25 protein-coding genes are annotated in these 23,620 nt (G+C 67.6%); 8 read left to right on the top strand and 17 right to left on the bottom strand.

The genetic code is table 11. The features are described from left to right. Position 1: 1 nt before the first annotated feature. From K0O64_RS22880 to K0O64_RS22890, 3 genes are read right to left on the bottom strand one after another with little or no spacing between them, the layout of a single operon-like run. On the bottom strand, positions 2-1,909 hold the full coding sequence (locus tag K0O64_RS22880) for an ABC transporter family substrate-binding protein (protein WP_220045772.1): 1,908 nt from the start codon (positions 1,907-1,909) through the stop codon (positions 2-4). A gap of 21 nt (positions 1,910-1,930) precedes the next feature. Then, entirely contained in the window at positions 1,931-3,829 is a 1,899-nt protein-coding gene (gene typA, locus K0O64_RS22885; RefSeq protein WP_071949515.1) for a translational GTPase TypA, read from the bottom strand. Then, positions 3,826-4,386 carry a hypothetical protein gene (locus K0O64_RS22890; RefSeq protein ID WP_321189714.1) on the bottom strand — a complete coding sequence of 187 codons (561 nt, stop codon included), beginning with the start codon at positions 4,384-4,386 and terminating at the stop codon, positions 3,826-3,828. The genes typA and K0O64_RS22890 overlap by 4 nt, the downstream gene beginning before the upstream one ends. Before the next feature lie 139 nt (positions 4,387-4,525). Between K0O64_RS22890 and K0O64_RS22895 the strand changes: the two genes are divergently transcribed. After that, complete coding sequence (locus tag K0O64_RS22895; protein WP_071949513.1) at positions 4,526-4,798, top strand: hypothetical protein; 273 nt, start codon at positions 4,526-4,528, stop codon at positions 4,796-4,798. Between the two features lie 136 nt (positions 4,799-4,934). Here the strand turns inward: K0O64_RS22895 and K0O64_RS22900 are convergent, their stop codons facing one another. Genes K0O64_RS22900 through eccCb form a run of 4 tightly spaced genes read right to left on the bottom strand, consistent with a single transcriptional unit; the run spans position 4,935 to position 10,276 of the window. Further along, on the bottom strand, positions 4,935-5,228 hold the full coding sequence (locus K0O64_RS22900) for a WXG100 family type VII secretion target (RefSeq protein WP_071949512.1): 294 nt from the start codon (positions 5,226-5,228) through the stop codon (positions 4,935-4,937). A 15-nt stretch (positions 5,229-5,243) separates the two neighbouring features. Further along, positions 5,244-5,543: a WXG100 family type VII secretion target gene (locus K0O64_RS22905; RefSeq protein WP_198044466.1), complete on the bottom strand. Its 300-nt coding sequence runs from the start codon at positions 5,541-5,543 to the stop codon at positions 5,244-5,246. Positions 5,544-5,600: 57 nt separating this feature from the next. Beyond that, the gene (locus K0O64_RS22910) at positions 5,601-6,770 is read right to left on the bottom strand and encodes a type VII secretion-associated protein (RefSeq protein WP_096312139.1); all 1,170 of its coding nucleotides are present in this window, start codon (positions 6,768-6,770) and stop codon (positions 5,601-5,603) included. Continuing rightward, positions 6,758-10,276, bottom strand: a complete 3,519-nt coding sequence (eccCb, locus tag K0O64_RS22915; protein WP_096312140.1) for a type VII secretion protein EccCb — start codon at positions 10,274-10,276, stop codon at positions 6,758-6,760. Before eccCb ends, K0O64_RS22910 begins: the two co-directional genes overlap by 13 nt. Before the next feature lie 92 nt (positions 10,277-10,368). Here eccCb and K0O64_RS22920 point away from each other — a divergent pair, with 92 nt between their 5' ends. Together K0O64_RS22920 and mycP are read left to right on the top strand one after the other, a co-directional pair. Continuing rightward, positions 10,369-11,691 carry an EsaB/YukD family protein gene (locus tag K0O64_RS22920; protein WP_164520125.1) on the top strand — a complete coding sequence of 441 codons (1,323 nt, stop codon included), beginning with the start codon at positions 10,369-10,371 and terminating at the stop codon, positions 11,689-11,691. Then, positions 11,688-12,998: a type VII secretion-associated serine protease mycosin gene (mycP, locus tag K0O64_RS22925; protein WP_071949508.1), complete on the top strand. Its 1,311-nt coding sequence runs from the start codon at positions 11,688-11,690 to the stop codon at positions 12,996-12,998. Before K0O64_RS22920 ends, mycP begins: the two co-directional genes overlap by 4 nt. Here the strand turns inward: mycP and eccB are convergent. Together eccB and K0O64_RS22935 are read right to left on the bottom strand one after the other, a co-directional pair. Then, positions 12,963-14,309: a type VII secretion protein EccB gene (eccB, locus tag K0O64_RS22930; RefSeq protein ID WP_071949507.1), complete on the bottom strand. Its 1,347-nt coding sequence runs from the start codon at positions 14,307-14,309 to the stop codon at positions 12,963-12,965. The genes mycP and eccB overlap by 36 nt on opposite strands. Before the next feature lie 36 nt (positions 14,310-14,345). Then, the gene (locus tag K0O64_RS22935) at positions 14,346-14,912 is read right to left on the bottom strand and encodes a CGNR zinc finger domain-containing protein (protein ID WP_071949506.1); all 567 of its coding nucleotides are present in this window, start codon (positions 14,910-14,912) and stop codon (positions 14,346-14,348) included. Between the two features lie 74 nt (positions 14,913-14,986). Here K0O64_RS22935 and K0O64_RS22940 point away from each other — a divergent pair, with 74 nt between their 5' ends. The 5 genes from K0O64_RS22940 to K0O64_RS22960 all read left to right on the top strand — a co-directional run bounded on the left by K0O64_RS22940 (position 14,987) and on the right by K0O64_RS22960 (position 18,855). Beyond that, positions 14,987-15,988, top strand: coding sequence for an EamA family transporter (locus K0O64_RS22940; RefSeq protein ID WP_071949505.1), 1,002 nt, complete (start codon positions 14,987-14,989; stop codon positions 15,986-15,988). Between the two features lie 124 nt (positions 15,989-16,112). After that, complete coding sequence (locus tag K0O64_RS22945; RefSeq protein ID WP_083542997.1) at positions 16,113-16,706, top strand: cutinase family protein; 594 nt, start codon at positions 16,113-16,115, stop codon at positions 16,704-16,706. Positions 16,707-16,784: 78 nt separating this feature from the next. Continuing rightward, positions 16,785-17,456: a cutinase family protein gene (locus tag K0O64_RS22950; RefSeq protein ID WP_096312142.1), complete on the top strand. Its 672-nt coding sequence runs from the start codon at positions 16,785-16,787 to the stop codon at positions 17,454-17,456. A 55-nt stretch (positions 17,457-17,511) separates the two neighbouring features. Beyond that, a complete protein-coding gene (locus K0O64_RS22955; protein WP_096312983.1) occupies positions 17,512-18,168 on the top strand; it encodes a cutinase family protein in 657 nt (218 codons plus the stop codon). 3 nt (positions 18,169-18,171) lie between these two features. Further along, positions 18,172-18,855, top strand: coding sequence for a cutinase family protein (locus K0O64_RS22960; RefSeq protein WP_096312143.1), 684 nt, complete (start codon positions 18,172-18,174; stop codon positions 18,853-18,855). Here K0O64_RS22960 and truA read toward each other — a convergent pair. The 8 genes from truA to infA form a co-directional block, all read right to left on the bottom strand. Continuing rightward, on the bottom strand, positions 18,852-19,799 hold the full coding sequence (gene truA / locus K0O64_RS22965; RefSeq protein ID WP_164520126.1) for a tRNA pseudouridine(38-40) synthase TruA: 948 nt from the start codon (positions 19,797-19,799) through the stop codon (positions 18,852-18,854). The two genes, K0O64_RS22960 and truA, sit on opposite strands and share 4 nt — an antisense overlap. Then, positions 19,738-20,346, bottom strand: a complete 609-nt coding sequence (gene rplQ / locus K0O64_RS22970) for a 50S ribosomal protein L17 (RefSeq protein ID WP_071949502.1) — start codon at positions 20,344-20,346, stop codon at positions 19,738-19,740. Before rplQ ends, truA begins: the two co-directional genes overlap by 62 nt. Before the next feature lie 59 nt (positions 20,347-20,405). Beyond that, entirely contained in the window at positions 20,406-21,458 is a 1,053-nt protein-coding gene (locus K0O64_RS22975; RefSeq protein WP_071949501.1) for a DNA-directed RNA polymerase subunit alpha, read from the bottom strand. Between the two features lie 93 nt (positions 21,459-21,551). Continuing rightward, positions 21,552-22,157 (bottom strand): 30S ribosomal protein S4, encoded by a 606-nt coding sequence (gene rpsD / locus K0O64_RS22980; RefSeq protein ID WP_036340802.1) that lies wholly within the window; start codon positions 22,155-22,157, stop codon positions 21,552-21,554. Between the two features lie 14 nt (positions 22,158-22,171). Continuing rightward, complete coding sequence (gene rpsK / locus K0O64_RS22985) at positions 22,172-22,585, bottom strand: 30S ribosomal protein S11 (protein ID WP_047331954.1); 414 nt, start codon at positions 22,583-22,585, stop codon at positions 22,172-22,174. Positions 22,586-22,591: 6 nt separating this feature from the next. Continuing rightward, complete coding sequence (gene rpsM, locus K0O64_RS22990; protein WP_071949500.1) at positions 22,592-22,966, bottom strand: 30S ribosomal protein S13; 375 nt, start codon at positions 22,964-22,966, stop codon at positions 22,592-22,594. 167 nt (positions 22,967-23,133) lie between these two features. Then, positions 23,134-23,247, bottom strand: coding sequence for a 50S ribosomal protein L36 (rpmJ, locus tag K0O64_RS22995; RefSeq protein ID WP_003879483.1), 114 nt, complete (start codon positions 23,245-23,247; stop codon positions 23,134-23,136). A gap of 63 nt (positions 23,248-23,310) precedes the next feature. Then, the gene (infA, locus tag K0O64_RS23000) at positions 23,311-23,532 is read right to left on the bottom strand and encodes a translation initiation factor IF-1 (protein ID WP_005140011.1); all 222 of its coding nucleotides are present in this window, start codon (positions 23,530-23,532) and stop codon (positions 23,311-23,313) included. Between the last annotated feature and the right edge of the window lie 88 nt (positions 23,533-23,620).

Below are 23,620 nucleotides of genomic sequence, written 5' to 3' on the forward strand. Positions count from 1 at the left end.
TCTACTGCGCCGCTTTGGCCCAGCGGCCCGCGTCACCGACGATGCCGACCGGCACCGCCCCGGTGAGGCTGACGTTTTGCACGCTGGGGCCGACCGCGACGATCGTGGTGTCCTGCAGGATCGGCAGGACCGCCGACAGGTTCCACAACCGCGGTTCGACAAGGTTGATGACATCATCGATCTTGGCCGAACCATCAAGGGCCGCTTCGATATTGGGCTGAATGCTGCGATCGCAGATGCCGGTGAGGTTCGACGGCGCCTGCACCAGCGCGCCGGACTCCGGGGCGGGTGGCGGCGGGGTCGTCGGCGTCATGGTGGTGGTGTTGGGCGACGGGCTCGGCGAGGCCGTGGGTGACGGGCTGGCCGTCGTGCTGGTCGGTGCGGCCGTCGACACCGCCGTCGCCTCCAGGGCCGGGCAGCCGTAGCGCGATGCCAGCGAGGTGGCCAGGTCACCGCCCGCGGCATGCCAGCCGACGATCGCGTCGACCCGGTTGTTCACCAGCGCATCGCCGTAGAGCACCGGCGGATCCAATGGCAGCACCGTCGCGGCGATCCCGACACTGCGCAGCTGATCGGCCGCGGTGTTGGCGACTGCCACCGCCGTCGGGTCGTTGGCCGCCACACCGACGACCAGCGACAGGATCTCGCCATCCTTGCTGACCCGGCCGCGGGTGATCTCCGGCGGTCCCGGCTGTGGCGTCGGGGTGCGCGAGCCCGCCGAGGGCGGCGAGGGCACCGGCGATTCGGTCGGTGTGCGGTCGATCTGGAAGCCGACCTGCTCGAGCAGTTCCAGCGAGCGCTGCTTGCCCAGCGCCGGCGGCGCGGTGGGCACGTAGCCCGGATCGCTCGGGGCGCGCACCTGGGCCTGGGCCAGGGTGACGGTGTTATCGCTACCGGCGCCCACCGCGGCCAGCAGGTCGACGTCGAGTAGACCCAGAATCGCTTTGCGCACAGCGGGATCCGCGAGTTTGGGCTCCTGCGCCCGCAGGGTCAGCTGCATGACGCGCGGCGTGACGATCCGGGCGGTGCGCACATCCGGGATGGCCGACAGTTGCGCGAACGCCGCCGCCCCGCCGTGGACCTGTGCCACCTGGGTGTCGCCGTTGCGGATAGAATCGGCCAGTGCGGCGGGAGCACCCGCACGGCGGAACAAGATCTGGTCGGGATGGGCGGGCGGTCCCCAGAACCGGTCGTTGCGGGCCAGCAGGATCTCGTCCCGCTGGGGGTCGATGTTGTCCACCCGGAACTGGCCAGCGGTCACCGGCAGCGCCCGGGCCAGACCGGCCGGGAAACCGCCGGGCACATCCTTGACGATGTGGGCCGGCAGCAGGTCATTGAACAGTTCCCGCCAGGCCGGGTACGGCTGGGCGAAGGTGACCACCGCGGTCTTGCCGCCCTCGATCGACTGGACGCCGGTGATCAGGTCGTAGCCCGCGGGGTCGACGACGCCGGGCTGGCTGACCATCTGGCGCCACAGGTACCAGAAGTCGTCGGCGGCGATCGGCGCGTTGTCGGTCCATGACGCTTCCGGGCGGATCTTGTAGGTGACGGTGAACGGGTTCTGGTTGGTCACCTCCGCCGAGACCAGCAGGGTGGGGTCCATCTCCCAGCGGGAGCCGGTCGGCGTGGCCGGATCCGGGATCGGGCGGAACGAACTGGGCAGCACCAGCGAGCTGATGGCGGCGTTCACCGGCGACTGATCAGAGAGCAGATGCGGGTTGAACCCGGCGCCGATCGAATCGATGCCCATGATGATCTGGGTGGGCCGGGCCGGTGGTGGCGGCGGCGCGTTCGTCGTCTCGGTGCTCTGCGGAGCCGGGGGCGGGGAGACCGTACAGGCGGCCGTGACCAGCACGGACAGCAGCACAGCCAGGGCTTGAACGCTGCGTAGTCCGGTCGGCACGCCCATCAGAGTAGCGATAGGTCCGCGTCAGCCCCTGGCCTTGGCGCGGGCCTTCGCACGCGCGCGGAGGGTGGAGTCGAGTTCCACCTTGCGCACCCGCACGATCTCCGGCGTCACCTCGACACACTCGTCCTCGGCGCAGAACTCCATGGCCTGTTCCAGACCGAGTTCCAGCGGCCGGGCGAGCGTCTCCATCACGTCCGCGGTGGAGGACCGCATGTTCGTGAGCTTCTTCTCGCGGGTGATGTTGATGTCGAGGTCCTCGGCGCGCGGGTTGATCCCGACGACCTGTCCCTCGTAGGTGTCCTGGCCGGGCTCGACGAAGAACTGGCCGCGGTCGGACAGCTGAATCATCGCGAACGGGGTGATCTGACCGGAACGGTCACTCACCAGCGAGCCGGTGTGACGGGCCCGGATCTCCCCCGCCCACGGGCGGTAGCCGTCGAACACCGCGTTGGCGATGCCGGTGCCGCGGGTCAGCGTCAGGAAGTCGGTGCGGAAGCCGATGAGCCCGCGGCTGGGGACGATGAAGTCCATCCGTACCCAGCCGGCCGCGTGGTTGGTCATCTCTTCCATGCGGCCCTTGCGCGCGGCCATCAACTGGGTGATGGCGCCGACGAACTCCTCGGGGCAGTCGATCGTCATCGCCTCGAACGGCTCGTGCAGCTTGCCGTCGATGGTGCGGGTGACGACCTGCGGCTTGCCGACGGTCAGCTCGAAGCCTTCGCGGCGCATCTGCTCGACGAGCACTGCCAGCGCCAGCTCACCGCGGCCCTGGACTTCCCAGGCGTCCGGGCGACCGACGTCGACGACCTTGATCGAGACGTTGCCGACGAGTTCAGAATCCAAGCGGCTCTTGACCATTCGCGCGGTCAGCTTGTGACCGGACACCTTGCCCGCCAGCGGCGAGGTGTTGGTGCCGATGGTCACCGAGATCGCCGGTTCGTCGACGGTGATCCGCGGCAGCGCATGCGCATGGTCGGGGTCGGCCAGGGTGTCACCGATCATGATCTCGGGGATACCGGCCACGGCGACGATGTCGCCGGCGACGGCCTCGTCGGTCGGGGTGCGTTCGACGCCTTCGGTGACGAGCAGTTCGGTGATCTTGGCGTTCGTGATGACCGGGTGGCCGTCGACCTCGCGCATCCAGGCCACCTGCTGGCCCTTCTTGATGCGGCCCTTGTAGATGCGGATCAGCGCGAGCCGGCCCAGGAATGCCGACGCGTCGAGGTTGGTCACCAGCGCCTGTAGCGGCGCCTCGGGATCGCCCTGCGGCGGCGGGATGTGCTCGAGCAGGACGTCGAACAGCGGATCGAGGTTCTCGCCGTCGGGGTTCTCGCCGTTGGCGGGCTGGGTGGTGCTGGCGATGCCTGCGCGGCCCGAGGCGTACAGCGTCGGCAGGTCGAGCGCCTTCTCAGCGGCCGCCTGGGCCTCTTCGTCGAGGTCGGAGGCGACGTCGAGCAGCAGGTCGTGGCTTTCCTCGACGACCTCGGCGATGCGGGCGTCGGGCCGGTCGGTCTTGTTGACCACCAGGATCACCGGCAGGTGCGCGGCGAGCGCCTTGCGCAGCACGAAGCGGGTCTGCGGCAGCGGACCCTCGGAGGCGTCGACCAGCAGCAGCACGCCGTCGACCATCGACAGGCCGCGTTCCACCTCGCCGCCGAAGTCGGCGTGCCCGGGGGTGTCGATGACGTTGATCACAGTCGTCGAGCCGTCGGCGTTCTTGCGGTGCACGGCGGTGTTCTTCGCCAGGATCGTGATGCCCTTTTCCTTCTCCAGATCACCGGAGTCCATCAGGCGTTCGACGGCGTCGTCACCACGATGGTGCAGGGCACCGGACTGCCGCAGCATGGCGTCCACCAGCGTTGTCTTGCCATGGTCCACGTGCGCGACGATGGCGACATTGCGGAAGTCCTGGTTATTCACGTACCTGATTCTGGCAGCGCAGGTGCCCTTTTGCGAAAACGAGGAAGCACCAGTAGCGCCGCACCGAGGAAACACAGCGCTCCCAGGAAGGTGCCGAGGTTGGCCACCAGTGCGTCCTCGGTGATCCCGGTGCGCCGTACAAAAGCGCCGATGGCGGAGACGCCGAAGGCGATGGAGCCGATCATGTTGATCCATTCGGCTTGCCAGTCCCGCGAGCCCAGCGCGATCAGACCGATCGCGATGGTGGCCGCCGCCACGCCGAGTGCCGCGCTCACCAGGAAGGCGATGGACCCCATGGCGTCGGGTGCCCAGACGTAGTGGCGGCGCACCCCGGTCGCATGGGCCCACACCGCGGCGCCGGTGCTGATATTGAACAGTATGGTCCCGGCGAATTGGATTGCCGCCGAGAGCCATTCGAGCCTGGACGTCGGATTGGCCAGCATCAGCTGCATTCCGGCCGCTGCGGTGAAGAACCAGGAGCCGATGAAGCACAGCCAGTTCGCGGCGCCCGCGCCGGCGACGGCCGAGAAGCCGGGGACCGTCGCGACGGCGAACAAGGCCGAACCGATCGCGAACAGCCAGCACTACCGCGAAAGTGTCGCCAGCGTCCCCATCCTGGGCATTCCAACAGGCATTCCACACCATTCGCAAACCTGGCGGAGTTACCGTGAATTCATACCGTCAAAGGAGGTTGACATGACGGTCTATGAGGTTCTCACCGTGGCCATCATCGTCGTGCTCGGGACGGCGGCGACCGCCGCCATCTATCTCGGGCTGCTCAACTGGATCGGCGCGGCCTACGTCGTGCGGTGTGCGGGATGTCGCCACCTGACGGTCTCCGGGGATCGCCAGTCGCCGCAGACCTGTGCGCACTGCCGGCATCCGGTGCTCATGCATCCGGTGCACGCCGCGCACCACCCACGACAGTTCGCCGACGTGCGGGTAGCGGGCGACCGGCTGAAATATTAGGTATCCGCCCCGACGCCATGGTGGGGATTGCCATGACGCCGGGGCGGTGCGCGCGCCGGGCACGGCGCGCGGTCGATGCTGTGCGGCCCCGTTGGCTCTCCTCCGCGGGGGCCGCACAGAGATCGTCAGGGGCGGCTCAGCCCCACATCCCGGCAGCGCGACGGTCGGCATCGGCCACGTCGGCCGCCCCGTCCCGAACGGCAACACCCAGGCGCACCAGGATGTCGCGCAGTGCTGACGCCGACTGCTGCCACTGCGCCTGTTCGGCCTGGTACGCCATCGCGGCATCCCTGGTCCACACCTGCTGAAGCGGCGCGATCTGGCGGCTGAGATCGTCCAACGCAGCGCCGAGTCGCGCCGACGTGCCCTGGATGTCGGCGAGCACCGCGGCGTCGATCTCGGCGAAGTCGTAGGAAAGGATGGGGTCCACGGTCCTGCTCCTCGGCTAGAGATCGGCGGTTACGGCGGCGATGCGCTGCGCATGCAGCTGCGCGGCCTCACGCAGTTGGTGTTCGTTGTTGCGGATCGTGTCGGCGATCCCGGCCAAGGCATGCGATAGCTTGGTCGACTCGGTATTCCAGTGCGCCACAACGGTCTTGAATCGGGCGGCAGCCATCCCACCCCATACGGTCGGCGGCACTGCCTCCATCCGGGTGATGAAGCCGTGCAACAGAACCCGGATCTCGTCGTTGCGCGTGTCGGCGGCCGCAGCGACGGAGCGCATCAGATCGAAGTCGGTGCTCAGAGTCGTCACATGTGATCCTTCCAATCGAGTTATCCAGGCCTACAATGGTTTCGACGCTCACGGACCGCTTTTGGTTCCACTCAATTCCCGGGCCGATTCGATCGCCTGCTCGCACGGTTGGGTGATGGCGCCGGGACGGCCGTTCCCGCTCTGGCAGCCGATACTGATCCGCGTCGAACCGTCGAGGATCACCGACCAGTGGATCTCACGGGCGACGCGGAGTTCCCGATAGGTGACAGCCGGGCGTCCGCCACGCCGGTCAGCGGGATTGAAGTCGACGAACACTCCCCCGGGTTGCTCGTCCAGCGCCCTGCGCAGCATGTCGGCGGTCCGCTCGAAAGCCTCTCCAGGAACATAGGATTGGGTGATATGCAGGGCGTCGCCCGGATCGATCGGCGAGATTGCCTGGATGCGGCGGGAGCCGGGTCCGGCCGTGATCCGGGTGACCACCCAATCCGGCGGGATCCGCACCGTGATGCGGCCTTCGACAACGACAAGCGTGTTCGGGGGTGGGGACAGGGTGCGAGTCCGGGCGGCGGTGGCCCCGATCGCGCACAGGGTCAGCGCCATTCCCGTCGCTACGAGTACCGGCCCGCGCCGCCGCTTAGGTTGGAGATGTTCGAGATGAGGCTCCGGCACCGGCCTCGGCGGGCGGATACAGACCGTCCGGGTCTCGACCCCGCGGTGCCGCAGAGCGGTCCGCACGCTGCGCGCGTACTCGGCCGACCCGGGTACGGTCGGCGGCGCGTCGATGAGAACTGCAGTGCCAGTGCGTGTCTCGACCATCGCGGCGACGTCCGACGGGTCGTTGCTGCGGCGCCGTATCAGTGGCGTCCGCTGATCGATGGTGATGGCCACGAGATCGTCGGCGATCTCGATGACGGTGGCCGCTTCGCCACCGGTGAGCACCGTGGACCTGGGTTGTGCCCGCACCTCGGTGACCACGACCGCCGCCGCGCCGACCACGGTGGCCACCCGGGCGTCACTCCACCAGGACGGGTGCACGAGTGTCACTGATTCGCAGCCTTTTCCGAGGCTCGACGCGATGATTCTGCGCCACAGATCCGCCACCGCGACGGGTCGCTCGCGTAGCAGCACCACCGTGTCGTCGATGCCGTTCAGGCCCGCGGCGACCAGTTCGTGCTCCACCAATGCCTGTGGGCCGGGCCCGAGCCGCGTCACCGCCGCGGGGCCGACTTCCAGGACCGCGCCGGTCACGGTGGGCACCAGCCCACCTGAACCAGCTGCGTGCCCGCCCGGCTTACCAGCAGGCCGCGCCCCGGCGGCTGCACAGTCGCGCGATACGGCCCGGACAGTGGGCCCTCGTCCGGGCTGCCGCTCATCAGCAGCACGGTGCTGCCGTTGTCCCGCAGGTGCGCGAACAGGGGTTCGAACATCGCCCGGGCCGATCCGGCACAGCGGCGCGCGACGATCATGTGCAACCCGATATCCCTGGCATGCGGCAGCAGGGCAAGCAGCGGACTCAACGCATCCGGTGAGGTCGCGGCGACAATGTCGTAATCGTCGACCACGACGAAGATTTCGGGTCCGTGCCACCATGATCTATCCCGGAGCTGGGCGATCGGGGTGTCGGCGGTGGGAAGCCTGTCCTGCAGGACGGAAACCAGGTCGGGCAGCCGGTCGGCGAGTCCGCGTTCGGAGAACGCGTAGTCGAGCAGATGGGGTGAATCGGCGATATCGAGCAGGTCGCGTCGGTAGTCGACGACGAACAACTGTGCGGGCCGGCCTGACGCGACGCGCACGATCTCCCCGCAGAGTGTCCGTAGCGTGGCGGTCTTGCCGCATTCACGATCGCCGAGAATCAACAGGTGCGCCTGCCGACCGAAATCGACGGCCACCGGGCAGAAGTCGTCTTCACCCACGCCAAGAAGGATGCGGTCGGAGTCGTCACGGGCCAGCTCGATCACCTCGCCGTGTTCGACGAGCACCGGCAGCAATCGGACCCCCGGCGCCCGCCATGGCCCATCGCAGTCGACCTCGACACCGTCCGGCGTGGCGATCAGGAAGTGGTTGCCTTCGCGGGTGATGCCCCGACCGGGCACACCGACCGGAACCAGCGCCGCCTGCTTGCGATCCATTTCGGAGTCGATCGGATCACCGAGCCGGAGTTCGACTCTGGTCCCGATCTGGTCCTTGAGGGCCGGTCGGATATCGGCCCAGCGACCGGCGGTGACGATCAGGTGCACTCCGAACGACAGACCGCGAGTGGCGATGCCCGTGATCACTGGCTCGAGATCCGCATACTCCTCGCGCAGTGTCGACCAACCGTCTACCACGAAAAAGACGTCGCCGTCCTGATCGACGCTGACGAGGGTTTCGCGAGCAGACAGGATCGCACCGACGTGACTGACCGTCCGGCGGACCAGTTCGGGCTCGCGCCGTCCGGCCACCGATCCCACATGGGGTAACCGTCGGAGCTCTTCGAGTGCTCCGCCGCCGAAGTCGATGCAGTAGAACTGGATCCGACGTGGCTCGCTGCGTACGGCCAGCGCAGTTATGATCGTGCGCACCGTGGTCGACTTGCCGCTTTGCGGGGCACCGACCACCGCGACGTTGCCGAGGGCGCCCGCCAGGTCGAGTGCCATCGGTGCCTGTCGCTGCTCGAACGGCAGATCGATTAGGCCGATCACTGCCATGAGGTCACCGCCCGAATGTGGTTCCAGGTCAGCAAGGTTCGGAGACCTGGTCAGCGGCGGGAGCCACATCCGATGCGCCGGAGTGCCGAGACCGGTGAACCGCTCCACAATCGCCTCCAGTGCGGTGTGCTGTGGCCCGGCGGGCTCGTCAATCTCCGGCCCCGCGGGCTCGGCTGTGAACAGGCGCACGGTCGCCGCCACCGGTGCGGTCTTGACGGGCCGCGGTGCCGGGCCACCGAGATACATCGCCTGGAATCGCACAAGCCGCCCGTCGCCGGTGCGCAACACGGCGGCCCCCGGTGCGGCGGGAAGCTCGGCGGCATCCGCGACACCGAGCACCGCCCGGGACTCCGCCGCCGTCGCGGTCTTCAGGCAGATGCGGTAGGAGAGGTGAGATTCCAGCCCGCGCAGCCGTCCCTCGTCGAGCCGCTGGCTGGCCAGCAGCAGATGCACGCCCAGCGAGCGCCCAACCCGTCCGATCATCGTGAACAGCTCGGCGAAGTCCGGCTGCTGAGCCAGCAGCTCGGCGAATTCGTCGACGATGACGAATAGTGCGGGTAGTGGCGGCAGGCTCGGATCGACGGCCCGTTGTCGTTGATAGGCGGCACGGTGGACCGAGTTGCCGGCTCGGCGCAGGAGCTGTTGACGGCGGTGGATCTCACCGCCGAGCGCGTCCTTGGCTCGCGCGACCATCGGTGCCGCGTCGGCGAGGTTGGTGATGACGGCCGAGACGTGGTGCAGGCGCTCCAGGCCCAGAAATGTCGCACCACCCTTGAAATCGATGAGGACGAGGTTGAGGTCATCGGGCGAGTGGCGGGCGATCATGCCGGCCGCGATGGTGCGCAACAATTCGGACTTACCCGAGCCGGTCGCACCGACACACAATCCGTGCGGGCCGTGGCCGCCGTCGGCCGCTTCTTTGATGTCCAGGAACACCGGTTCGCCCGCCGTCGAGGTGCCGAGCGGGACCCGTAACCGCATGGATGCGGGTAGCGGCCGCCACATCGGTTCGAAGGTCTGGTAATTCGCGTCGGGTTCGGAGCTATCACCCCGATATCGCGCCAGTCGGCGCGCACAGATCCGCGCCTGCGCCGTCGTCATGGCGTCGGCGGTCGCGAATTCCTCGATGCCCCCTGCGCGTCCCACCGCAAGCTTGTCGCCGTCGATCCGCAAGCGCAGTGCGTCTGGGGCGCGGTCCGCCTCCCCGATGATGATGACCGTCGCGCCGGGCCCGGCGTGTGCCCGGTGATCGACGCCGTCGACGACCACCACCCGATGCCTACCCCGGTGGTCGGCACTGTTGTTGTGCGGCAGCCACTTCAACCAGTCCCACTGCAGCCGGCGTTCATCGTCGGCCACCGCTGAGATCGCCACCTGCCTTGGATCGTGCAACACCGCAAGCTGGCAGAGCATTGCGCGCACCAGAGAACGGGCACTCGTCGGATCACCGTCGACAACGAGTACACCCGTCCCGCGCAGCGCGACGGCAAAGGGCATGTCGTCGAGCGTGGTGTGGGTGCGGACGAAGCGCCGCAACGCATCCGCGGTCACCGGGTCCAGCTCGTCGACCGGGTCGACGGGAGGGGCCACGATTCGGCGCGCCAACCGCTGCCTTCCCACACCGACGCGGACATGGCAGAAGTCCGAGTCCGCCTCACCGCGCTCCCACATGCGTGGTCCACCAACCAGCGTCCAGAGGGCTGCCGGTGCCGGGTGCGCCCGCAGCATCGCCGCGTGCTGGGCTCGTGCTGCTTCGTGCGCGTAACCGCTGAGCCGCTCGAGATGAGCCAGATAGCGCCTGCGGTCCCGATCCACGCTGCCGCCGGACCGTCGCGCGCCGGCATGCAGCGCCATGCCCAGAACCGACACCAGCATCATGGCCGGCAGCACGATCGCGGTCGGACCCCGGGAGGCCATCCCTGACCCCCACATCAACGCACCGACACCCGCCATCGCAACGATGCCGAACAGTGGCATGAACCGCGACAGGCCTGTCGACGCCTCGGGCCTCGGGAGCGCGTCGACGACCAGATCGTCGGTCGGGAACTCCGGCGCCAACCGGGCGGGCCGCTTCATGCACGGACGGTAAACACCACCAACCGGGACCGGCAATTCACCTGTGGACAACGGAGTTCGGCAGCACCGCCGGATCGTTACTGTCCGCTGTCGTGGCTGCCATCGACGAGACATGCCGGGTGTCGATCCGTACCGCCGACCATGAGGCCGATGTCGTTCTGCCCACCCACATCCCGATCGGTGAACTGGTGCCCGCCGTGGTCGACCTGATCGGCACAGACCAGTCCAGTGGACGCGCTCCTCATCTCTCCCGCGTGTGCGGGGAGCGGCTCGACCCGGCGGCAACACTGACCCAGTACGCGATCCCGGACGGCGAGCTGTTGATCCTCACGACGGCCGTCCGGCCGGCGCCGATCATCCGATTCGATTCGAGCGCCGTCGTCGAGGACGAGTTAGCAGCCATGCCGCCTGCGGCATGGCGAATCACCCGGCGCGCCGGTGGGTGGTGCACGCTGGGGTGGGCGAGCACAGTGCTGCTGGTGTTGCTCGGGCGTCCGCTCCTGGATTCGGGCGCAGATCGACATCCCGTGATCGGCGCGCTGACCTCGCTTCTGATGCTGGCAGGTGCAGCCGTCGCGCAACGCGCTGAACCGAAACGGAGTGCGGTGAGCATCGGCGTGCTGGCCGCGGTGTTCGCAGGTTTGACGGCGGCCCTGACCATCCCGGCCCGACCCGGTATGTCGGCGTTCATGCTGGCAATGGCCGCGATGGCGGCGACCGCGCTTCTCGCCTGGCGTCTACTGGACTGTGCGCCTTCGGTTTTCCTACCTGTTGCCGCGACGGCAATGACAGCCTCCGCGGCGACGATCGGTGCGGTGATCGGGTGGTGGTCCACCATTGCCGTAGGACCGATGCTCGTCGCGGCGTCGGTGGCCATACTGACGGTGTCGCCGCGACTGGCGGTCCGCAGCTCCGGGTTGACAACGGCCGGCCCGCCCGATGGTCACCTCAAAGCCCTGGCGCGCGTTGCTCATCACCGGCTGACCGTGATCGTGGTGGCGACGGCCTGGACGGCGGCGCTGGGCGCGGTTCTCACGGCAGCGACCGCCGACAACCCCGGCGCCGCGGCGGCCTTGATCGCCATCCTTGCGGCGCTGCTGCTCATCCGGGCCGTCCGGAACAGTGACCCGTACCGCGTTGCCGCTCAGGGCTTTTCGTTTGGTATAGCAGTAACGGCGCTGGCCGTTCCGTGCTCGGTGGAAGCGCCGCAGTGCATACCGTGGCTGTGCGGTGCACTACTGACGATCGTCGCGGGCACAGCGTGGTTCGCTCGGCGCGAGCCCGCCGAGTTCTCCACGGCGCTGCACCGCGCCGTCTCGACACTGGATCTGATTCTCGGCGCGGCGATCGTGCCCGCTTCCTGCGCGGCGGCGGGAGCCTTCGCCGGCCTGGCTGAGGTCGGGTTGCCCTGGTGAAGCTCGCCGCTCAGATCGCGACGGTATCCGCGGTGACGTTCCTGACCGCCGCGCACTGCGCGCCGCCGGCCTTCGCGGTCGTCCCACCCCCGGTCGACAGTTCCCTGCTACCACCACCGGTGCCGCCTGCCCCACCCCAGCCGACCGAACAACGTCAGGCGTGCGCGCTGCCACCGCCCATCGCAGGAGCCGCCGTATCGGCAACGCAGCTGGCACCGTTCGACCTGGCCGCACTGTGGCGGTTGACCCGTGGTGCCGGTCAGCGGGTCGCGGTGATCGACACCGGGATCGCCGCACATCGGCGGTTGTCCGGTCTCGTCGCCGGCGGGGATTACGTCTCGAACGGCGACGGCCGGCAAGACTGTGACGGCCACGGAACCGTGGTCGCGGGCATCATCGCCGCGGCGCCCGACCAGACCGATGCGACCACATTCACTGGGATCGCTCCGGAGGCGACGCTGATCGCAATTCGACAGTCCAGCAACAAGTTCGGTCCACTGGCCGATCCGTCCGAGCGTGGCGTCGGCGACGTCAAGACTCTCGCCATGGCGGTGCGCACCGCCGCCGACATGGGCGCATCGGTGATCAACATCTCGTCGGTGGCCTGTGCCGAAACAACCGTGGATGACCGCACACTCGGGGCGGCATTGTCGTATGCGGTCGATGTCAAGGATTCGGTGGTGGTCGTCGCCGCGGGCAATGTCGGCGGCGACGGGCAGTGCCCGGGACAGAACACCACCGCACAGCCCACCGTCATCGCAAGTCCCGCCTGGTATGACGACTACGTCCTGACCGTCGCCTCGGTGACCACGCACGGGGAACCGTCGGAGTTCAGCCTCCACGGGCCGTGGGTCGACGTCGCCGCATGTGGCGAGAACGTCGTCTCCTTGGATCCCGACGGTGACGGCGTGATCAACGCGATGCCCACGCCATCGGGGCCATCGCCGATGTCGGGAACGAGCTACGCCGCACCGGTGGTCACCGGGGTGGTTGCTCTGGTGCGCTCACGCTTTCCCCGGCTCTCGGCCCGACAGGTGATGGCCCGCATCGAGACCACCGCGCACCACCCCGCCGAGGGATGGAATGCCATTGTCGGCAGCGGTGTCGTCGACCCGGTGGCCGCACTGACCGACCAGACCGCGGCGTCCGCTCAATCCACCCCACGGCCGGCCGCACCGCCGGCACCGGGCCGTTCCAAGGGGAACCATCCCGACGCGGTGGTGGGAATCGCTGTGGCACTGTGCCTGGCCGGTCTGTTGGCAACCGCGCGGCTACGGCGTCGCCGTGAGGACGTCCCGGCCGACTAGGGCAGCGTCGCGAGCCAACTGGGGTCCGGCAGGTAACGCACCGATGATCGACCACGGCGCTTCACCCGGCCTGTCGCTCAGACCGAGCGCCGTCACCGACGAAACATCAACGGGGAAGCGAACTCCCGCGCCGGTGATGAGGTAGCGCCCCATCGTCGACACGTCCACAACATCCAGGCTGGCCCCCGCTGGGATCCGCACCCTGTCGACGGCCGGCCCGTCACCGTCGGCACCGGCCAGCGTCACCATGCCGGCACCGTCGGGCAGTCGCGGCCCGACGGTGACACCACTGCGACCGGTGCTCCAGGTCGCGCACAGATTGTCACTGCTGTCGAGGAGTGTCGGCGGCTGATCCGGGTAGGTGCCCACCGGGAGGGTGTCGACGAGGGGGCTGTGCGTGATGAGTTCCGCTGCTACATCGGCAATCTCGGGCCGGGCGGTCGGGTCGTTGAACCGGATCAGTTCGGCGGCCAGTCGGCCGATGCGCTGCAGCCCGCCCCGCAACGCGACGTAGTACTCGACAGAGGCCGTTCGAGTGACCCGCATGACCGCACCGATCGGAGCACCGCTGATTCCCGACGGCTGCCCGCTCCCCTCGATGCGCGGTGCACCGATGGCCGGCACCTCGGGAATCGCATTGAGGACCGTCGTCGACACCGTGCGCACTGCCACTTCCTCGATACGCAACACGCGTGCCGTGGCGGGGTCACCGGGGTCGAGCATGGCCCGCTTGCCGTCGTAGAGCAGGTACGCCGATCCATCACCACCGGCCGCCGTGACGACGACGGCGGTGCGGGGGTCGAGATCCGGTGGTACCGAGTCGTCGCCGACCGCGACAGTGGTGGTTCCGTCGGCATCGTCACAGACCGCCCATCGCAGATCGCGCGGCGCCATCATCTGCCCCGGAGCCGGCGGCGCACCGGGAATGCCCAGCATGGGTCCCCTTTTCGTGTCGCGCAGCGCGGCCTCGTCGACGAGGTGCGGTGTGGCCGGCGACCCCAGGATCAAGCGAGCCGACGTCAGGTTGACCACTGGGCGGAGTCGGTCGTCGACGCGGACGAACAGCGCACCGGTCTGTCGCGACATCACCACGGCGGCGTCGGCGGGGATCCGGTATCCAGCCGATCCGAGGACCGCGTCGAGGATCAGCGCGGCGCCTGCCACCCCGCACCCGACTGCCAGTGAGAATTTCTGCCACCGAAGAGGATCCCGCCGCTGCGGCATTGCTTGCCCGAGGATTGCGTACTCCATCCGGCGCAGGGTGAAGCGCCGCGCACTCCGCTGAGCTCGAAGCGACGGGCCACCAGCCATCGGAGTGACGCTAGGACAGTTGGCTACCGGGCGAATTCACTCATCAACAGCCCCCTCTTTCGAGCGGCGCTCCCGATACGCGGCGACGTGCTGCCGGTTACCGCAGTTGCCGGTGTCGCAGAACCTCCGAGAGCGGTTGCGGGACAGGTCGATCAGCACCGCTTCGCAGTCCGGGGCCGCGCAGATCTTCAGCCGGCGCAGTTCCCCGGCACGCACCAGGTCGGCCAGTGACATCGCCATCTCCGCACCCATCCGCTGCGCCAGCGGATCGTGGATCGAGGCCAGGTGCAGGTGCCACTCCGGCATCTCAGCGTGCCGCGTCAGCCACGGCGACGCGCGGGTGTCCGACAGCAGCGCGTTGATCTGCCCGACGGCCCGCTCCTCGTCACCGGCGGCCGCCCAGATCCGGCCCAGTCGGCCGCGCAGCGTGTGCACTGCCGACACCTCCGCGTCGTCGCGGTCGCGCCGGCCGGTCCAGCCCCAGCTGTTCAGGTACTCGTCCAGCGCGGACTGGTCGGCCAGCTGCTCGCCGTCGACGCGGTCGCTGTTGATCAGCGCACAGGCCGCACGCAGTGTGAGCTCCGTGTCATGGGTGAAAAGCATTTGACTCATGACTTCCTCCGGACGTAGTGTCATGACCAACAATCATTTTACTCATTACATCCGGGGAGTACCTCATGTCGACGCTGGTCCGCGGCCAGAACCACTTCCGGCTCGGGCTGATGTTCGCCATCGGATCGGCGTTCACGTTCGGGATGTCCGGCCCCTTCGCCAAGTCGCTGATGGGCGCCGGCTGGTCCCCGACTGCCGCCGTCACCGCCCGCCTGGCCGGCGGCGCGCTGGTCATGGCGATCTTCGCCACCGTCGTCAAGCCCGGCTGGATCCGCGAGGCCCGCGCCCACGCCCGTACCGTGGTGGCCTACGGCCTCGTCCCGATCGCCGGTGCCCAGCTCTGCTACTACAACGCCGTCTCGCATCTGTCGGTCGGCGTGGCGCTATTGCTCGAATACACCGCACCCATCCTCGTCGTGGGCTGGATCTGGGGCACCACCCGGCGCCGCCCGCGCACCATGACGCTGGCCGGGGTGGCGCTGGCCATCGCGGGAATCATGTTGGTGCTCAACGTCTTCGAGGGCGCCCACATCAACACCGCCGGTGTGCTGTGGGGCCTGGGCGCGGCGATCTGCGCGGCCTGCTACTTCATGATGTCCGACGAGGTCAGCGCCGACGGCAGCGGACTGAACTCGATCACGCTGGCCGCCGGCGGTCTCGTGGTCGGCGCGATCGCCGTCGCCCTGCTGGGTCTGACCGGCGTGATGCCGCTGACGTTCACCGCCAACAACGCCAACGTCGCCGGCTTCACCGTGCCGTGGTGGGTTCCGGTGGTGATGCTGGCCGTGGTGGCCACCGCGATCGCCTACACCCTCGGGATCAGCGGGGTGGCCCGGTTGCGGCCGAGCTTCGCCTCCCTGGTCGGCCTTGGCGAGGTGCTCTTCGCGGTGCTCTCGGCCTGGGTGCTGCTCGGCGAAGCGGTCACCGGGGTGCAGGCCGTCGGCGGTGTGGTGGTGCTGCTCGGCCTGGCGCTGGCCCGACAAGGTGATCGCAGCGCCGAGGTGACCGCCGCGACGTGGCCTGACGCCGGACCGATCGAGGAAGTCGCCTCCGGCGCTCCCGCGTAACCTGCGGCACGCCGAGCAAACGTCGGGAATGAATCAGGGCTCTCATCTGTAACATCTAGTTGTGCTACCTACCGCCGCGTCAAAGCGCCTCTTGCTGGCCGCCACGGCCGCCGTCCTGACCGCCATGTTCGCGCTGGTCAGCCCCGCCACGCTGCCGACTGCGGGAGCTGCATGCAACGACGTGCAGGTGGTGTTCGCCCGCGGCACGGACGAGCCACCCGGCATCGGCCGGGTCGGGCAGGCGTTCGTCAACTCGCTGCGCGGCAAGATCGGCAACCGCTCGATGGGCGTCTACGCCGTCAACTACCCGGCCAGCTACGACTTCCTGGCCGCCGCCGACGGCGCCAACGACGCCAGCGCGTTCATCCAGGGCGTGGTGAACGACTGCCCCAACACCCGCCTGGTGCTCGGCGGATATTCGCAGGGCGCGGCGATCATCGACATCATCACCGCGGTCCCCTTCCCGGCAATCGGCTTCAACAACCCGCTGCCGCCCAACGTGCCGGACCACGTCGCTGCACTCGCGGTCTTCGGCAACCCCACCGCCAAGGTTGGCCTCCCGCTGACCAGCAGCGCCGTCTACGGCAGCCGGGCCATCGACCTCTGCAATGGCGGGGACCCGGTGTGCACCAGTGGCGACGACGTCCAAGCCCACCGCATCTACAACAGCGACGGGTCGGCAACGCGAGCCGCGACATTCGTCGCCGGGCTCCTGTAGGCAGCGAAGAAGTTTGGGGCTGTCGGCTCGGTGTGTGAGTATTAGCCGACTGCTCGCGACCAAGGGGGTCACCTCAACATGGCCACGCCGACCATGACATCAGTCCGCAAATTCGGAATCGCATCGATGGCTGCGCTGTCGATCCTGACGCCGATCACCGTCGCTCCGGCTGCGCAGGCCGAGCCGTGCCCCGATGTCGAAGTCGTCTTCGCCCGCGGCACCAGCGAGCCGGTCGGTATCGGCCGTGTCGGACAAGCCCTCGTCGACAACCTGCAGGGCCAGCTGGGTGGACGCTCGGTAAGCGCCTATGCGGTGAACTACCCCGCGACCTACGACTTCCTGGGTGCCGCTGACGGCGCCACCGACGCGACCAACCACATCGCGAGCATGGCCGCGGCCTGCCCGTCGACAAAGTTCGTTCTCGGCGGCTACTCGCAGGGCGCCGCGGTGGTCGACATGCTGGTGGGCATTCCCCCGCTGGGCAACAAGGTCGGTGACATCGGCTCGGCGCCGCCGCTGCCGGGCAACCTGGCCAACCGGGTCGCCGGGCTCGCGGTGTTCGGTAATCCGTCGACGAAGTTCAGCATCCCGATCACGTCGGCCGGCGGGGTGTTCGCCGGTAAGGGCGTCGACTTCTGCAACGACGGGGACCCGATCTGCTCGCGCGGACGCAATCCGTTCGCGCACACCGATTACGAGAAGGGCGATTCGCCCGCGCAGGCCGCCGGCTTCCTGGCAGGCCTGCTCTAGCTTCGCAATTTTATTTGCTGCCAGCTTTCTCCCAGGCTCGTCTACCATGGCTGCCATGCGCGTCAAAGCGATGCTGAGCGGGGCGGCAGCGTTGATGTCCGTCGCCTCCTCGATCTTGCCCGCTGCAGTGGCAACGGCAGCGGAGTGTCCCGACGCCGAGGTCATCTTCGCCCGCGGCCGTGAGGAACCACCCGGCATCGGCCGCATCGGCGATGCTTTCGTCGATGCTCTCCGCAGCAAGACCCCCAAGAGTGTGGGCGTGTACGCGGTCAACTACATCGCCGACTGGGACATCGTGCCGGGCGCCAACAACATGGCTCGACATATGGAGTACATGGCGGCCAATTGCCCGAACACCCGCCAAGTTCCCGGGGGTTACTCACTGGGTGCTGCGGTGGTCGACGTCGCCCTCACCCCGACCGACCCCCGACTCGGGGCCAACCCGGTACCCGGGTCGGTCGCCCCGCACGTCGCAGCCGTGGTGCAGTTCGGTAGCGGCACGCGCAGCGTCAGCGTGCCCGGTTTGGTGTCCGCGGCCAACAGCCCGCTCTACGGTCCGAAGACCATCAACCAGTGCAATATCGACGATCCGATCTGCAACGGCATCGATCCCAACACTCTGGTCGGTAACTGGTGGACGCACCTACAGGACGCCTACATCGGTTCCGGTCTGGTTGACCAGGCCGCCCAATTCACCGCAGACAGGCTGTGATTCATGCGTATTCCGGGGACGTTGATCAGTGCGGTCGTGGTACTTGTCGCGGCCGCGACCATGGTGCTCGGTCCGTCAGCGCTACCGCGCGGGGCATTCGGCGCCGCACCGCAGGCGTCCGCCGCCGGGTGTCCTGACGTCGAAGTGATCTTTGCCCGGGGCCGTCTGGAATCCCCGGGCGCGGGTGTGATCGGCAATGCGTTCGTCAGCGCCCTGCGCTCTCGCGTGCACCGCAACGTCGGTGTGTACGCGGTGAAATATCCCGCCGACAATCAGGTCGACGTCGGCGCCAACGACATCAGCCAGCGCATCATCTACAACATCAACAACTGCCCGAACACCCGCCTGGTGCTCGGCGGCTACTCGCTGGGTGCGGCGGCCACGGATATGGTTCTGGCACTTCCCATTACGATCTTGGGCTTCAAGACGCTGCTGCCTCCCGATGCCGGGAGCCACATCGCGGCCGTCGCGCTGTTCGGCAACGGAACGCAATGGCTGGGCCCGATCACGAATTTCAGCCCGGAATACCGGGACCGGACCATTGAGCTGTGCCACGGAGCCGATCCGATCTGCAACCCGGCCGACCCGGACACCTGGGAGGCCAACTGGCCCGATCACCTGGCCGCCGCGTACCAGAAGGCCGGAATGATCGATCAGGCAGCCGATTTCGTGGCAGGCCGACTCTAGGGCCGGTTCAGTGTCCGCAGATCGCGGGTGACCGTGATACGCGCCGCAAGCTCGTCGTCGGGCGGATAGTCCACACCCGTCAGGGTGAGACCCCGCGCCGGTGCGGCGGCAAAATCGCTGGAGCGTGCGTCCGCTGTCAACAATGACGCGCACCACGAGGGTTTGCGGCGGCCCTCCCCAACGGCCAGCAGCGCACCGACCAGTGAACGCACCATCGACCAGCAGAACGCGTCAGCGGTGACGTACGCGGTCACTGCATCGCCGTCGCGCACCCACTCGAGGCGCTGCAGGTCGCGGATCGTCGTCGCGCCCGGCCGGTGACGGCAGAACGCGGCAAAGTCGTGCAGTCCCACCAGATAGCGGGATGCCACATTCATCGCCGCGACATCCAGCGGTCGCGTCCAGGCCGTCACGTACCGCGCGGCGTGCGGCTCGACGCCATAGGGCGCCAGCGACAGCCGGTATTCGTAGTGCCGGCGCAGCGCCGAAAACCGCGCGTCGAATCCGGCTGGCGCACGGGTGATTTCGCGCACCCGCACATCCTGGGGCAGGAATCGGGCCAATCGCCGCACCAGCGGCCGGAATTCGGGCTCACCGGGCCGGCCGTGACGCGGATACACATGGGCGAGCGCGTCGGCCATGACGTCGAGGTGGGCCACCTGTCCGGTGGCGTGCACACCGGTGTCGGTGCGTCCGGCTCCGAACACCCGGGTCCGTGCTCGGAAGATCGTCGAGAATGCCTCTTCGAGGACGCCCGCGACCGTCCGATAGCCTTCCTGCGCCGCCCAACCGGTGAATTCGGTTCCGTCGTAGGCGATATCGAGCCGTAGACGAACCTGCCCGCCACCGGTGTCGGTGACGGGCAGGTTCGTGTTCACAGCGTCAGGACTTGTCAGCGTCCGAATCCTCGGCGGATTCCTCCGCCTGCTCCTCGGCGACCTCATCGGCAGCCTCGGTGGTCTGGGCGCCGGCGATCGCCGAATCCTCGGCCTTGATCTCCTCCACGGAGTCCTCGGCGTCCGGACCGACGGCCTCTTCGGGCTCCACCGCGGCCTGCGGTGCGGCAGCGGCTGCCACCGGCGCGGCCTTGGCGGCCGAGCTCTTGCGAGCCCGGTTGGCCTCCGAGGTCACCGTCTTCTCCCGCACCAGCTCGATGACCGCCATGGGGGCGTTGTCGCCCTTACGCGGCTCGACCTTGATGATGCGGGTGTAGCCGCCATTGCGGTCAGCGAAGAACGGCGCGATCTCGGCGAAGAGAGCGTGCACGATGTCCTTGTCGCGGATCTTCTTCATCACCTCGCGCCGGTTGTGCAGCTCGCCCTTCTTGGCGTGGGTGATGAGCTTCTCCGCGTACGGACGCAACGCCCGCGCCTTCGGCTCGGTGGTCTTGATCCGGCCGTGCTCGAAGAGCGAGGTGGCCAGGTTGGCCAGAATCGCCTTCTGGTGTGAGGACGACCCGCCGAGGCGAGGGCCCTTGGTGGGCTTGGGCATTGCGACTTCTCCTAAATGGGGCCGGTCCCCGTATCAGGTAGGACCGGGACTGTTTGTACTTAGAGTTCTTCGGTCTCGGTGTAGTCCTGCTCAGCGTCCAGGTCATAACCCGCATCGCTGTTCCAGGTACCGGTGGCCACGTCGTAGCCGGCGACCTCGGACGGATCGAAGCTGGCCGGGCTGTCCTTGAGCGACAGACCCAGCTGGTGCAGCTTGATCTTGACCTCGTCGATCGACTTCTGGCCGAAGTTACGGATGTCCAGCAGATCGGACTCCGTGCGGGCGACCAGCTCGCCAACGGTGTGCACACCCTCGCGCTTGAGGCAGTTGTACGACCGGACGGTCAGGTCCAGATCGTCGATCGGCAGCGCGAACGCCGCGATGTGGTCGGCCTCGGCAGGCGACGGGCCGATCTCGATGCCCTCGGCCTCGACGTTGAGTTCCCGTGCCAGACCGAACAATTCGACCAGGGTCTTGCCAGCCGACGCCAGGGCGTCACGCGGGCTGATCGAGTTCTTGGTCTCGACGTCCAGGATCAGCTTGTCGAAGTCGGTGCGCTGCTCGACACGGGTGGCCTCCACCTTGTAGGTGACCTTCAGCACCGGCGAGTAGATGGAATCGACCGGGATGCGGCCGATCTCGGCACCCGACGCCTTGTTCTGCACGGCAGGCACGTAGCCACGGCCGCGCTCGACGACGAGCTCGACCTCGAGCTTGCCCTTGTCGTTCAGGGTGGCGATGTGCATGTCGGGGTTGTGCACGGTCACGCCTGCGGGCGGGACGATGTCACCGGCGGTCACCTCACCCGGACCCTGCTTGCGCAGGTACATGGTGACGGGCTCGTCCTCCTCGGACGAGACGACCAGGCCCTTGAGGTTCAGGATGATGTCGGTGACGTCTTCCTTCACACCGGGCACGGTGGTGAACTCATGCAGCACACCGTCGATGCGGATGCTCGTCACGGCCGCGCCGGGGATCGACGACAGCAGCGTGCGCCGCAGCGAATTGCCAAGGGTGTAACCGAAACCCGGCTCCAGCGGTTCGATGACGAACTGGGAGCGGTTTTCGGCGATGACCTCTTCGCTCAGTGTGGGTCGCTGAGAAATCAGCATGGTGTTTTCTATCTCCTTCTCGGCACCCGCTATTTGATGCCGTTAAGTGATCCACAGGGACCGGTTGGCCCCGCAGAGGACTGCGTCGTCTTCTTACTTCGAGTAGAACTCGACGATCAGCTGCTCGGCGAGCGGGACCTGGATCTGCTCGCGAGTCGGCAACTGGTGCACCAGGATTCGCTGACGCTCCCCGACGACCTGCAGCCAGGACGGGATCGGGCGCTCACCCGCGGTCTGCCGAGACAGCTCGAACGGGAAGGTGTTCAGCGACTTGTCCTTGATGTCGATGATGTCGTACTGCGACACCCGGTAGCTCGGGATGTTCACCTTGACACCGTTGACGGTGAAGTGGCCGTGGCTGACCAGCTGGCGGGCCATCCGGCGGGTACGCGCCAGGCCGGCGCGGTACACGACGTTGTCCAACCGGGTCTCCAGGATCTGGAGCAGGTTCTCACCGGTCTTGCCGGTGGACCGGTTGGCCTCTTCGTAGTACTTGCGGAACTGCTTCTCCATCACGCCGTAGGTGAAGCGAGCCTTCTGCTTCTCCTGCAGCTGCTGACGGTATTCGCTCTCCTTGATCCGCGCGCGGCCGTGCTGGCCGGGCGGGTAGGGGCGCTTCTCGAACGACTGATCACCACCGACCAGGTCGACGCCGAGGCGGCGCGACTTGCGGGTGGCGGGTCCGGTGTAACGAGCCATGATTCAGATCCTCCCTAGACCCGGCGCCGCTTGGGCGGACGGCAGCCGTTGTGCGGCTGCGGAGTGACGTCGGAAATGGCGCCGACCTCGAGGCCGGCGGCCTGCAGCGAGCGGATCGCCGTCTCGCGGCCCGAGCCCGGGCCCTTCACGAAGACGTCGACCTTCTTCACGCCGTGCTCCTGCGCCTTGCGGGCAGCGTTCTCGGCGGCGAGCTGTGCGGCGAACGGGGTCGACTTGCGCGAACCCTTGAAGCCGACGTGGCCCGACGAAGCCCAGGCGATGACGTTGCCCTGGGGATCGGTGATCGAGACGATCGTGTTGTTGAACGTGCTCTTGATGTGAGCGGCGCCGTGCGGGACGTTCTTCTTTTCCCTGCGACGGGTCTTCTGACCCTTCTTGGCGCCGGTGCCCTTCTTTGCCTGTGCCATTCGGGGTTACCTGGCCTTCTTCTTGCCGGCGATGGTGCGCTTGGGGCCCTTGCGGGTGCGCGCATTGGTCTTGGTCCGCTGGCCACGCACCGGCAGGCCGCGGCGGTGCCGCAGGCCCTGGTAGCAGCCGATCTCGATCTTGCGGCGAATGTCGGCCTGAACCTCACGGCGCAGGTCACCCTCGACCTTGAGGTTGCCTTCGATGTAGTCGCGCAGGACGGTCACCTGATCATCGGTGAGGTCCTTGGTGCGCAGGTTCCGGTCGACGCCGGTGGCATCCAGGATTTCCTGGCTGCGGGTACGGCCGATGCCGTAGATGTAGGTCAGCGCGATCTCCATGCGCTTGTCGCGCGGGAGATCAACGCCCATGAGACGTGCCATCAGGCAGTGATTCCTTCTCTATGCGGAGGTCTGTTCCCAGTCCGTTCCCTCGCCCAAGAAACTTGGAGGAGCGGGGTCCGGCCTCCGTGCCGGACGTGATGAGGGCCGTGCGCCCTCAGTGGTACTGGGAGGTCTGCATTCAGTTGTGGGTGGTGCTTGGACTGGGCTTAGCCCTGCCGCTGCTTGTGGCGCGGATCAGAGCAGATCACCATGACCCGCCCATGCCGGCGGATCACCCTGCACTTGTCGCAGATCGGCTTGACGCTCGGGTTCACCTTCACGGCTGTTCGATCCTTCGTAGTTCTCGGTGGTTGTCTTGAATGCTGGTTCGCGGTCGGTTGGGCTTACTTGTACCGGTACACAATGCGCCCGCGGGTCAGGTCGTAGGGAGACAACTCCACCACCACCCGGTCCTCGGGAAGGATGCGGATGTAGTGCTGCCGCATCTTGCCGCTGATGTGAGCGAGTACCTTGTGTCCGTTCTCCAGCTCAATGCGAAACATCGCATTGGGCAGGGGCTCGACCACGCGGCCCTCGACCTCGATGGCACCGTCTTTCTTGGCCATGTCCTCTTCGATCCTGCTTTCTCGGTTTGGGGCAGCATTCGCCCCGACTGCAAAACGTGGGCCGGGAGCAGGAAATTCCAGAATTTCC

This window comes from Mycolicibacterium pallens, from assembly GCF_019456675.1.
Lineage (GTDB): Bacteria > Actinomycetota > Actinomycetes > Mycobacteriales > Mycobacteriaceae > Mycobacterium > Mycobacterium crocinum.